We start from the raw sequence: 12,317 nt of genomic DNA on the forward strand, positions 1-12,317 counted from the left end.
CAAAAGTATCGCCGGCAAGGCAAAAAAAAAGACCACCCGACGTGGTCTTTTGCTTATGCGCTAAGAACTTTTCTGCCTCTTTGACGACGCGCCGCCAAAACTTTACGTCCGTTTTTCGTGCTCATCCGCTTGCGGAATCCATGCACTTTTTTACGTTTGCTAACATTCGGTCTAAATGTAGGTCTCATTTACTCTGCACCTCCCGTACTTCTTCATAAAAAAAACAGGTAGTTCAATTAAAGCACGTACCCTTCAGAAAGTCAACTCACCCTGCGTCTTACAAACAATAAATTGAAAGCTGTGGATAAATGAATGAAATCGGCGATTTTGCAGAAAATGAATAAGCTGTGCACAACTTTTTCAGCGGACTTACGAACTTTGTCGAAATCTTAACAAGATATAAACAATATCTAGTGTTGTGCGCAACTTTTATACACAAGCTATTGAATATGTGGATAAAATCTTCGAATCCGTTGAAATACAAGGGATCTTTTGCTATGATAGTTATGTTTTATATGTGGATACCTTCCCTTTATCCTCAATCTTATTAACAGGCTGTGGATAAAAATGTGAACAAGTTAATCACCTATTTATAACTCAACCGTTTTCATTTCTTCATATTGTGGATGTTTTCCTTGGAAAAATGACATTCATTCGACAGAATATGGCTTAATTGCGCCGTTTCGGCGATTTTGATAAGGAGTGACGTCTGTGGACAGCCATGCTTATGATATATGGCAGCAAGTGTTGTCAATTATTCAGACGAAGCTGAGCAAGCCAAGTTTTGATACTTGGTTTAAGGCAACCAAAGCTTCGTTCGTGAATGATACTTTGCTTGAAGTTACGGCACCGACAACATTTGCAGCTGAATGGCTGGAAGGCCGTTATACAAAACTAATTCGCACAACCCTGTTTGAATTTCTAGGCAGACAGGTCGATGTGCGTTTTTCCATTGAAGAGGCGCGAAGCGCCGAGCCGGCAGCTATGATGCCGCCTAGAGCAATGGATGTACCCGTCGTACAGGAAGAAAGCCATACCCATGTGCTGAATTCCAAATATACGTTCGAGACATTCGTTATCGGCGCCAACAATCGCTTTGCCCATGCGGCATCGCTTGCGGTAGCTGAAGCGCCGGCGAAAGCCTACAATCCGCTGTTTCTCTACGGCGGTGTTGGCCTTGGAAAAACGCATCTAATGCATGCAATCGGCCACTATATTAAGGATCACAATCCCAATACGAAGATCATGTATATTTCGTCGGAGAAATTCACCAATGAATTTATTAACGCGATTCGTGACAACCGTGGGGAAAGCTTCCGCAATAAGTACCGGAATATCGACGTTTTGCTCATTGACGATATTCAATTTTTGGCCGGTAAAGACGGGACGCAGGAGGAGTTTTTCCATACCTTCAATGCGCTTCATGAAGAGCGCAAGCAAATCGTCATTTCCAGCGACCGTACGCCGAAGGAAATTCCGACGCTGGAGGAGCGCCTTCGTTCCCGCTTTGAATGGGGTCTAATTACCGATATCCAGGCGCCTGATCTGGAGACGAGGATTGCTATTTTGCGCAAGAAGGCTAAGGCCGAAAATCTCGATATTCCCAATGAAGCGATGGTTTATATCGCTAACCAGATCGATACGAATATTCGTGAGCTGGAAGGCGCCCTGATCAGGGTTGTCGCTTACTCCTCGCTCATTAATCAGGATATCTCCTCCCATTTGGCAGCTGAAGCGCTCAAGGATATTATTCCTTCAAGCCGGCCGAAGCTGATTACCATTAACGAGATCCAGCAGAAGGTCGGGGAGTTTTATGGGCTGCGGCTTGAGGAGTTTAAGGCGCGCAAACGGACGAAAGCTGTGGCATATCCGCGGCAAATCGCCATGTACCTCTCTCGAGAGCTTACGGACCACTCGCTGCCAAAGATCGGCGAAGCTTTTGGCGGGCGGGACCATACAACAGTCATTCATGCCCATGAGAAAATTACGCAGCAGCTTAAAATCGATCAGGACTTGTACAAAATATTGCAAAACCTGACTGAAAAAATCAAAAATCATACGTAAGCCGTTATGCAGAGCAAATTGTGCTGAAAAGTTATCCACTTTTATACGGAAAACGAACACAAGCCTATACACAGTCTATACACATGTGGATAGGCTTGATCTATCAGCGCTTGTCCCACTTATCCACATATTCAGGCCCCCTACTACTACGACTACTAAAAAATCTTTAAAAAAACATCATCCATAAGCGGAATAAGACATTCGTGGAACATCCACTATGATTCGCGATGTCTCCCTGCGGATATAGGAGAGAAATTATGAAATTAACGATTTCAAAAAATGAACTAAACGATGCGATCCAGCAGGTAGCAAAAGCAATCTCCTCCAGACCAGCCATACCGATTCTTGGCGGAATCAAAATAGATGTTACCCATCAGGGTGTAACCTTAACAGCAAGCGATACTGAAATATCTATTCAGAGCTTCATCCCGGTAGAACGCGATAATTTATTTATTGCACATGTGGATAAACCGGGAAGCGTTGTACTCCCAGCTAAATTTTTTGTCGAGATTATAAAAAAACTGCCATCCGATAATGTTGAAATTCAAGTTGGCGCCCAGTTTCAAACGATGATCCGCTCCGGCTCCTCTGACATCCAGATGGTTGGTCTTGATCCAGAGGAATTCCCAATTTTGCCGTCTATTGAAGAGAACGGTTTATTTCAAATGCCAGGCGATTTGTTGAAAACGATGATCCGCCAAACGGTGCTAGCCGCATCCACCAATGAGCAAACGGCTGTATTAACCGGCGTATTATGGACGCTTAACAACCAGCAGCTGAAATTTATAGCAACAGACCGCCACCGTCTGGCGAGCCGCAATGCGCATACCGAAACCGATCCTGAATATCGTTTCTCCAATGTCATTATTGCTGCAAAAACATTGGTCGAACTTTCAAAGCTTGTCCCTGAGCATAATGCGCTCGTGGATATCGTCGTAGCTGACAACCAAGTGATGTTCAAGCTCGGCAATGTGCTGTTCTACACACGTATGCTTGATGGCATGTACCCAGATACTTCAAAGATTATTCCGCAGACGTATAAAACAGAACTTGTCGTCGATACAAAAAATTTGATGGATGCGATCGACCGCGCTTATTTGATGTCGCGTGAGGAGAAGACGAATATTGTGCGTCTGATTACGCTTGATGACAATTCGATCGAAATTTCCTCAAGCTCGACCGAGCTTGGCCGCGTAACAGAGCAGATCGATGCCAAAAAATTTGAAGGCGAGCCGCTGCGCATCTCATTCAACTCCAAATTTATGCTTGATGTGCTCAAAGTAATTGACAGCGAGCAAATTTTCATCGGCTTTACAGGTGCTATGAGCCCGATTATCATTAAGCCGACCGATCATTCGTACAACATGTACGTTATTTTGCCTTACCGGACAACAACGTAGCAGCCTCGCGAGAGTGCTTGCGGAAATTTTAGATAGAGCTCGAGAAGAGGAAGGTGGGCAAGCCACGATGAAGGAAGTTGCCATTCGCACCGAATATATTCCGTTGGGGCAGTTTTTAAAGCTATCGGATTGTATATCCACAGGTGGACAAGCTAAATTTTTTCTGCAGGAGAACAAGATTACGATCAACGGCGAGACGGATAACAGACGTGGACGCAAGCTGTATGTCGGGGACCGTGTCGAAGTAGAAGGCTTCGGCATCTTTACTGTTACCGGTTCATAATGATTAGCTAAGGACCGGGAGGGGCAGCAGACGTGTTTTTAAAAAATATTCATTTGCAAAATTACCGCAACTACGGACAGCTTGAGCTGGAGACGAGTAATCAGGTCAATCTGTTCGTCGGTCCGAACGCCCAGGGCAAGACGAATTTGCTGGAAGCAATATTTGCGCTTGCCCTCACCAAATCGCACCGTACGTCCAAGGATAAGGAGCTGATTGGCTGGGAAGCGGATTCGGCTCGCTTGCAAGGCACGGTAGATAAGCGTTATGGCACGGCGCAGCTTGAGCTGCTGCTGTCGACACAGGGCAAGAAAGCGAAAATTAACGGGCTCGAGCAGCGCAAGCTGAGCAACTTCATCGGGTCGCTGAATGTAGTTATGTTCGCGCCGGAGGATCTCGAAATTGTAAAAGGCACGCCGGGTGTACGCAGACGGTTTCTGGATATGGAAATCGGTCAGGTGCAGCCCGGTTATTTGCATACCCTTCAGCAATACGGCAAGGTGCTTGTACAGCGCAATAACTACCTGAAGTCTGCTTCTCCTGGCTCCATGCAGCAGACGATGCTGGATGTATGGAATACACAGCTCGCTGAGCTAGGTGTTAAAATTATGAAAAAAAGGGAACACTTCATACATAAACTGCAGCGCTGGGCTGAGCAGATCCATTCTGGCATCACGGCCGGCAGCGAACAGCTCACAATTACCTACTGCCCATCGCTTGGCAGCGGCGAGCCGGAAGATGAATCTGTTTTATTTGAGCAATTTATGATAAAGTTAACACAAGTGAAAGAGCAGGAGATTCGCAGAGGGATGTCGCTCGTTGGGCCGCATCGCGATGATTTGGCCTTTTTTATTAACGGCAAAGAGGCATCTGTATATGGTTCCCAGGGACAGCAGCGCACAACCGCACTCTCGCTAAAGCTGGCAGAAATTGAGCTGATTGCTGAGGAGATTGGGGAATATCCGCTGCTGCTTCTTGATGATGTTCTGTCTGAGCTTGACCAGCACCGGCAGACGCAGCTCATAGAAACATTTCAGAGCAAGGTGCAGACGTTCATCACGACAACCGGGCTTGAGAGCGTCAATATTAGCAAGCTGCAGGACGCTTGTATCTATAATGTGCGTGAAGGCCAAGTGACGCGCGGATAAGCGCAAACGATCGGGAGGCGGGGGAGCATGTATATCCATTTGGGCGGCGAGAAAATTATTCGGGCTGCCGAGCTGGTAGCCATTTTCGATATATCCATAGAGCAATCCTCCAAGTTATCCAAGCAGTTCGTTGCAGGCGCTCGCAAGCGCAAGGACGTGGAGACGATTGGCGAAGAGGAGCCGAAATCCATCGTTGTGACGAAGCAGAAAATCTATTATTCGCCAATTTCATCCTCTACCTTGAAGAAGCGAGCTCATCATTTTGTAGCGAATGGCTGACAAGGGCTAGAATAACGTGTAGCAAGAGCAGTTGAGAGGAGCAGTGAGCATTAATGTCTTTGAATCCGCAGCATACGTATGACGAGAGTCAGATCCAGGTGCTAGAGGGACTGGAAGCAGTCCGCAAGCGCCCTGGTATGTATATTGGCTCCACAAGCAGCAAGGGACTCCACCATCTCGTATGGGAAGTTGTCGATAACAGTATCGATGAAGCGCTTGCTGGCTATTGTACTGAAATAAATGTGACGATTCATGAAGATAACAGTATTACCGTTGTCGATAACGGACGGGGTATCCCTGTCGGCGAGAACGCCAAGCTGAAGAAATCTACGCTTGAAGTCGTTATGACGGTGCTTCATGCCGGCGGTAAATTTGGCGGAGAAGGCTATAAAGTTTCCGGCGGTTTGCACGGGGTTGGTGTTTCTGTCGTCAACGCTTTGTCGGAGCATGTAGTTGCAACCGTCAAGCTGAAGGGGAAAATTCACCAGCAGGAATATCGCCGCGGAGCTCCGGAATCAGATATTAAGGTCATTGGAGAGACGTCGCCGGAGGATACAGGGACGACGATTCGCTTTAAGCCGGACCCGGAGATTTTTACCGAGACGACGGTTTATGAATACGATATTTTGCAGTCCCGGATTCGGGAGCTTGCTTTTCTAAATAAAGGAATTGAACTTACGCTGACTGACGAGCGTACGGGAATGACAAACACATTCAGATACGAAGGCGGCCTTAATGAGTTCGTTCAGTATTTGAACCGGAACAAGGAAGCGCTCCATGAATCGCCGATTTATGTTGAGGGCTCCAAGGATCATATTCAGGTAGAGCTGGGCCTCCAGTATAACGACGGCTATAGCGAAAATATTTATTCGTTCGCGAATAATATTAATACCCATGAGGGTGGAACGCATGAGTCCGGCTTCAAAAGTGCGCTCACGCGGGTTATTAATGACTACGCCCGCAAAACGAACTTGCTGAAGGACAATGATTCCAATTTCTCCGGTGATGATGTGCGCGAAGGCTTGACAGCGATTATTTCGGTCAAAATTCCTGAGCCGCAATTCGAAGGACAAACGAAAACTAAGCTAGGCAACAGCGAGGTTCGCGGTATCGTCGAATCGCTGCTTGCAGAGAAGCTTCAGGAGTTTCTCGATGAGAACCCGGCTGTATCTCGCAAAATTGTAGAAAAAGGCCTTCAAGCAGCTAGAGCACGTGAAGCAGCACGCAAAGCGCGTGAGCTGACGCGCCGTAAGAGTGCGCTTGAAGTCAGCTCGCTTCCAGGTAAGCTGGCGGATTGCTCCTCCAAGGATGCGGCAATCAGCGAGCTGTACATCGTAGAAGGTGACTCGGCCGGTGGTTCGGCTAAGCAAGGCCGTGACCGTCACTTCCAGGCGATATTGCCTCTGCGTGGTAAGATCCTGAACGTTGAGCGCGCAAGACTCGACCGAATTCTCGGCAATGCAGAAATTCGGGCGATTATTACAGCGCTTGGAACGGGCATCAGCGAGGACTTCGATTTGGCGAAGGCACGTTATCACAAGGTCATTATTATGACCGATGCCGACGTTGACGGCGCACATATTCGTACGCTGTTGCTGACGTTCTTCTATCGCTACATGCGCAAAATTCTCGAAGCGGGCTATATTTATATCGCCCAGCCGCCGCTCTATAAAGTCGAGCGCAACAAGGTCATTCGTTATGCGCAGAACGAGAAGGAACGTGATGCAATTATTGCGGAGTTCGGCCAAACCGGCAAAATTAACATTCAGCGGTATAAAGGCTTGGGTGAGATGGATGCTGTCCAGCTCTGGGAAACCACGATGGATCCGGAAAGCCGTTCCATGCTTCAAGTAACGATTGATGACGCCATTGAAGCTGATACGATTTTTGATACGCTGATGGGCGACAATGTTGAGCCGCGTCGTAACTTCATCCAGCAATATGCTTTAAGTGTTAAAAATCTCGACATTTAGCTTTTCTTTGATTCATTACTCGCTGAATCTTTTAAGTACAGCGGCATAGCTTGCCGCTTTTAAATTATAAATAGCCGTTTCTAGAATGTGTTTTTATACGGAGCCTTGCGCGCAGTATGAGGATATGCACTAGCAGCGGCTATTTTCTTTTATACCGGCCATAGGCAACGGCGTAACGATATATTTTTCGAAACACGGACTTGTCGGGAAGCTTGCGGAAAATAAAAGGATCGGGGCAGGTATTGACCTCTAATATCCACGGGCGCAGCCTCGTATCGATTGCAATATCGACACCGATTTCTTTAATTCGCGGATAAGCCTGATGCAGCTGGTGGACGATGGATAGGCTTAGCTTGTTCAAACGCTGTCTATACGCTTGCTGCTCCGTTGCGGACAGATGACCATTCATGAGCTGTTCGAAAGGCATTGGCGTGCCACCGCTATGGTAGTTGGTGACGATTTTTGCAGGATGGGCGAGACGACCGATGATGCCCGTTGCTTCCCAGCTGCCTTGCGGATTTTTCTGTACCATCACGCGGATATCAAAGCGCCGCTTCTGATGGCGAAGCAGGAATATTCCTCTTTGTACGAGGTAGCGTTTGCCCACTTGATAGGGATAAAGGCTGTTGTACAATTGGTCGAAGGTTGCGAACGTGCGGACACTGGTTTCAATCTGGTATCGGAAGCCTCGGCCTGGAGCGGCATATTGCTCGACTCGAATGACCCCTTTTCCAAAGGTGCCATTGACGGGTTTTACATAAACCATGCTGTATTGGGTGAGCATAGCAAGCAGGCTTTCTTTGCTGAACAGCTCGGTAGCAGGCATGTATTCACGTAAATGTTCGGAGCGCAGGAGCACCTGTGTTTTAGCCCATTTGCTAGTAACGCGTTGTATAGACAAGCTTGATTCCCCTTTCTTTGAATCACTGCCTGAGCCTATCGTTTCTTATTCCGGCAGGAGACAGAGTTTAGAATGAGTGGTATAATAAAAGTTGGATTTGTTTAGTTTATGGCAATCGGAGCGTTACGGAATACGGTATTTAACCTATTTTTTCGGCTATGTTCGTGGAATTTAGGTTTAGTATCGTCTTATTTGAGAAAGAACTAGAGAGACAATGATGTTTACAGGTTTGCAGATAGACGTCAGGGAGGTAAAGCATGGCGGAAGAACAATATTCGCAGATTAAAGACCGTGATATAGGCACGGAAATGCGCGATTCCTTTATGGACTATGCAATGAGTATTATCGTAAGTCGCGCATTGCCCGATGTAAGGGATGGACTCAAGCCTGTTCATCGCCGGATTTTATTCGCAATGTCGGAGCTTGGGATGTCACCGGACAAGCCACACAAAAAATCCGCAAGGATTGTAGGCGAAGTCATCGGTAAGTATCATCCTCACGGTGATTCGGCTGTGTATGAGTCTATGGTGCGTATGGCACAGGATTTCTCAATGAGGTACATGATGGTAGATGGTCACGGCAACTTCGGTTCGGTTGATGGCGACATGGCAGCAGCTATGCGTTACACGGAAGCTCGTCTATCGAAGATTGCAATGGAGCTGCTGCGTGACCTTAACAAGGAAACAGTGAATTTCATTCCGAACTATGACGGTGAAGAGAAGGAGCCTGCGGTATTGCCGGCGCGTTTTCCTAACCTGCTAGTCAATGGTGTAACAGGGATAGCTGTAGGTATGGCCACGAACATTCCTCCGCATAATTTGGGGGAAGTTATTGACGGTGTACAGGCATTGATTGCGAATCCGGATATTACACCGCTTGAATTAATCGATTTTGTAAAAGGACCTGATTTCCCAACGGCAGGTATTGTTATGGGACTAAGCGGCATTCGTCAAGCTTATTTGACGGGTCGTGGAACGGTGACTATGCGAGCGCGCGCAATGATTGAAGAGAATGGCAACAAAGCGCGTATTATCGTGTATGAGCTGCCTTATCAAGTAAATAAAGCCCGTCTCGTTGAGAAAATTGCTGAGCTCGTTCGGGAGAAGAAGATCGACGGCATTACGGATTTGCGTGATGAGTCTGATCGTAATGGTATGCGGGTAGTTATCGAGCTTCGCCGCGACGTGAATCCTAGCGTAGTGCTCAACAACCTATACAAACAGACGCAAATGCAATCCAACTTCGGCATTAATATGCTTGCTCTCGTAAATGGCGAGCCGAAGACGTTGAATTTGCGCGAAGTACTCTATCATTATTTGCAGCATCAAATCGAGGTTATTCGTCGCCGTACGGAATACGATTTGAAGAAAGCCGAAGCCCGCGCTCATATTTTGGAGGGCTATCGGATTGCGCTTGATCATCTGGATGAGGTTATTGCGTTGATACGCGGTTCCCAAACAGCGGAAATAGCACGTGAAGGCTTGATCACTCGATTCGATCTAAGCCACGAGCAGGCACAAGCCATTCTCGATATGCGTTTGCAGCGCCTTACAGGTCTGGAACGCGATAAGATTGAAGCAGAATATACAGAGCTTCTATTGAAAATTGCCGAGTTCAAAGCGATTCTCGCTGATGAGCAGCTCGTGCTTGCTATTATTAGCACAGAGCTCAATGAGATTAGAGATCGTTTTGGCGATGAGCGTCGTACGGAAATTACGGCTAGTGATGAGGAGATTCTGGATGAGGATTTGATTCCTCGCGAGGATGTTATTATTTCCATTACGCACAGCGGCTATATCAAGCGCCTGCCGGTTACGACTTATCGGAGCCAGAAGCGGGGCGGAAAAGGTGTCGTTGGCATGGATACGAAGGACAATGACTTCGTCGAGCATCTTTTTGTATCCAATACGCATCACTACCTGCTCTTCTTTACTAATAAAGGCAAGGTGTACAAGCTGAAAGCTTATGAGATTCCTGATCTTAGCCGGACAGCACGCGGTACACCGATTATTAACTTAATTCAAATCGAGCAGGGCGAGACGATTAATGCGGTTATTCCTGTACAGGATTTTGACCCGAATCATTATCTGTTCTTCGCTACCCGTCAAGGTGTCGTGAAGAAAACGCCTCTCGATGACTATATCAACATTCGCAAAGTCGGCCTCATTGCCATCTCGCTGCGTGAAGATGATGATCTGATTGGCGTCAAGCTGACAGACGGTCAACAGGAGATTGTTATGGGAACTGCGGAAGGCATGTCGATTCGTTTCTCTGAAAATGACGTGCGCTCTATGGGCCGTTCGGCTACAGGCGTAAAGGGTATCCAGCTTGATGAGAGCGATGCTGTTATTGATATGGATATCGTCATGAATGATAATGATGTGCTGATTGTTACGTCCAAAGGGTATGGCAAACGGACGCCAATGAGCGAATATCGTATTCAAAACCGTGGCGGTAAAGGGATTAAGACGCTTAACGTTACGGATAAGAACGGACCGATTGTCAGCTTGAAGGTCGTTGTAAATGATGAGGATCTAATGATTATGACTGCATCAGGCACATTGATTCGGACAAGCATGGAAGGTATCTCTACGATGGGCCGCAATACGCAGGGCGTTAAATTGATTAATACCCGCGATGAAGATACAGTAGCAACGGTTACTCGTATTGCCCGCAGTGAAGAAGTAAGCGATGATCTGGAAGAAGGCGAAGCGACTGAATTTGATGCTGCACAGCCTTCAGACAGCGAAGAGAACGAATAGTTTTTATATCAGGGGAATCCAGGACATGGGGAGGGAACCGTTGTGCCAACGGTGACTTTATCACAAGTGAAGTTAGGCGATAAGATTAGTGAAGATGTCCTTACCCCGTTAGGTCGGGTACTACTTCAAAAAGGCAAGGTTATTGCTGGCCGCGAGCTAGAAATTTTGAGAGCTTTCATCATTTCAAACGTGGCCGTTGATGGACCAGCAGCTCCTGCTAAAGCGTCGGAAGATGCCAAAGCAGGCGCTGCCTCCAAGCAAGTGGACGATAAGCCGTTTGCTGCTTCTTCCCTGCATGATGAATATGACAAGATGCTGGTGCTGCTGAGACAAGTCTTTAATGATCATGCGGCGCCGCAAGGCATCCCTATTATGGATATTCGCAATCAGATGGAGAATTTGCTGCAGCATATTAAGAACTATCAGATTTTGACGTTTGTGCCGCGCAGTTTTATGGAGCGTGACTATTTGCTTCATAACAGCATTGCGTGTGCACTTACTTCTTATCTTATTGCGCAGTGGAACGGCTTTCCTCAAAAAGAATGGATGCAGGTTGCTCTTGGCGGCTTGCTTCATGATTTTGGGAACACGCGTATTGATCGTTCGATTCTTTCTAAACCGACTGCGTTAACCGTAGAAGAGCTGGAAGAGATGAAACGGCATACCGTGCTGGGCTACCAAATGCTCAAAAATGTAGCATCTCTGAACGATGGCGCCAAGCTCGCAGCTCTTCAGCATCATGAACGGGTAGACGGAACGGGTTACCCTCTTGGCATTGATGCAGCTAAAATCCATCCGTACGGGAAGATTGTAGCAATAGCTGATATTTTTCACGCTATGACCTTGAACAAGTCTTATCGTAAGGCAGTCTCGCCATATCTTGTTCTAGAGCAGATCCAGAGCGACGCTTTCGGCAAGCTTGATCCGACTTATGTTCGAGTGTTTGTCGAGAAGGTTACGCAGTTCCATAATGGAACGAAGGTTAGGCTTAGTGATGAACGGGTAGGAGAGATCGTGTTTTCTGATCATGTGCATCCAACTAGACCATGGGTTTCCATTGAGGGATCTATTATTAACTTAACGGTAGAACGGCATCTACATATCAATGAGGTTATTCCATCCTAAGTACAGATGGAATAGATAAAGCTTAATTAGCTACTATTATTGAGAGTATAGGTCGTCAAAACGTAAATGTAATAGTTAATTAAAGCCGTCCAGAGTAAGTGCTGGGCGGCTTTATCCCTTTATATACAAGGGATTCAAGGCTTGAAGCTGCAAGGAAAAACGCTATTTGAAAAAGAAATGATATTTTTTTAAAAAAACACTTGCATTGGTATAGGCACCCGTGATATATTATATGAGTCGCCGCTGAGACATACGGCAGACAAGAACGAAACGTAAGCAAGAGAAATTGTTCTTTGAAAACTGAACAACGAGTGAAACTGCCACATTAACTTCGGTTAATGTAAAGCGATACAAAAAAGTAATGAGCAAGTCAAACACCTAAATG

General features: G+C 46.6%; 10 protein-coding genes. 8 read left to right on the plus strand and 2 right to left on the minus strand.

The window, feature by feature from the left end; all coding sequences use genetic code 11:
- Window positions 1–53 precede the first annotated feature (53 nt).
- Entirely contained in the window at window positions 54–188 is a 135-nt protein-coding gene (rpmH, locus tag AC50YG_RS30065) for a 50S ribosomal protein L34 (RefSeq protein WP_074904820.1), read from the minus strand.
- Between the two features lie 523 nt (window positions 189–711).
- On the opposite strand from rpmH, the gene dnaA reads away from it, so the two are divergent.
- The 6 genes from dnaA to gyrB all read left to right on the plus strand — a co-directional run bounded on the left by dnaA (window position 712) and on the right by gyrB (window position 7,144).
- Window positions 712–2,064: a chromosomal replication initiator protein DnaA gene (gene dnaA, locus AC50YG_RS30070; RefSeq protein ID WP_056036004.1), complete on the plus strand. Its 1,353-nt coding sequence runs from the start codon at window positions 712–714 to the stop codon at window positions 2,062–2,064.
- A 257-nt stretch (window positions 2,065–2,321) separates the two neighbouring features.
- Window positions 2,322–3,464: a DNA polymerase III subunit beta gene (dnaN, locus tag AC50YG_RS30075; protein ID WP_341280288.1), complete on the plus strand. Its 1,143-nt coding sequence runs from the start codon at window positions 2,322–2,324 to the stop codon at window positions 3,462–3,464.
- 67 nt (window positions 3,465–3,531) lie between these two features.
- Window positions 3,532–3,747 carry a S4 domain-containing protein YaaA gene (gene yaaA, locus AC50YG_RS30080; protein ID WP_341280289.1) on the plus strand — a complete coding sequence of 72 codons (216 nt, stop codon included), beginning with the start codon at window positions 3,532–3,534 and terminating at the stop codon, window positions 3,745–3,747.
- A gap of 32 nt (window positions 3,748–3,779) precedes the next feature.
- On the plus strand, window positions 3,780–4,892 hold the full coding sequence (gene recF, locus AC50YG_RS30085; protein ID WP_341280290.1) for a DNA replication/repair protein RecF: 1,113 nt from the start codon (window positions 3,780–3,782) through the stop codon (window positions 4,890–4,892).
- Window positions 4,893–4,919: 27 nt separating this feature from the next.
- Window positions 4,920–5,171: an extracellular matrix regulator RemB gene (gene remB, locus AC50YG_RS30090; protein WP_028608695.1), complete on the plus strand. Its 252-nt coding sequence runs from the start codon at window positions 4,920–4,922 to the stop codon at window positions 5,169–5,171.
- A gap of 53 nt (window positions 5,172–5,224) precedes the next feature.
- A complete protein-coding gene (gene gyrB, locus AC50YG_RS30095; RefSeq protein WP_473756103.1) occupies window positions 5,225–7,144 on the plus strand; it encodes a DNA topoisomerase (ATP-hydrolyzing) subunit B in 1,920 nt (639 codons plus the stop codon).
- Between the two features lie 139 nt (window positions 7,145–7,283).
- Here gyrB and AC50YG_RS30100 read toward each other — a convergent pair whose 3' ends face one another.
- Window positions 7,284–8,045, minus strand: coding sequence for a YheC/YheD family protein (locus AC50YG_RS30100; RefSeq protein ID WP_341280292.1), 762 nt, complete (start codon window positions 8,043–8,045; stop codon window positions 7,284–7,286).
- 257 nt (window positions 8,046–8,302) lie between these two features.
- Here AC50YG_RS30100 and gyrA point away from each other — a divergent pair, with 257 nt between their 5' ends.
- Both gyrA and AC50YG_RS30110 read left to right on the plus strand, forming a co-directional pair.
- Complete coding sequence (gene gyrA / locus AC50YG_RS30105) at window positions 8,303–10,807, plus strand: DNA gyrase subunit A (RefSeq protein ID WP_341280293.1); 2,505 nt, start codon at window positions 8,303–8,305, stop codon at window positions 10,805–10,807.
- 42 nt (window positions 10,808–10,849) lie between these two features.
- Complete coding sequence (locus AC50YG_RS30110) at window positions 10,850–11,932, plus strand: HD-GYP domain-containing protein (protein WP_341280294.1); 1,083 nt, start codon at window positions 10,850–10,852, stop codon at window positions 11,930–11,932.
- Window positions 11,933–12,317 lie beyond the last annotated feature (385 nt).

This window comes from Paenibacillus sp. J31R34, from assembly GCF_059383715.1.

Coding starts and splice junctions, on each gene's coding strand:
- yaaA (WP_341280289.1), top strand. CDS start 3,532: ATGAAGGAAGTTGCCATTCGCACCGAATATATTCCGTTGGGGCAGTTT.
- remB (WP_028608695.1), top strand. CDS start 4,920: ATGTATATCCATTTGGGCGGCGAGAAAATTATTCGGGCTGCCGAGCTG.
- rpmH (WP_074904820.1), bottom strand. CDS start 188: ATGAGACCTACATTTAGACCGAATGTTAGCAAACGTAAAAAAGTGCAT.
- gyrA (WP_341280293.1), top strand. CDS start 8,303: ATGGCGGAAGAACAATATTCGCAGATTAAAGACCGTGATATAGGCACG.
- dnaN (WP_341280288.1), top strand. CDS start 2,322: ATGAAATTAACGATTTCAAAAAATGAACTAAACGATGCGATCCAGCAG.
- gyrB (WP_473756103.1), top strand. CDS start 5,225: ATGTCTTTGAATCCGCAGCATACGTATGACGAGAGTCAGATCCAGGTG.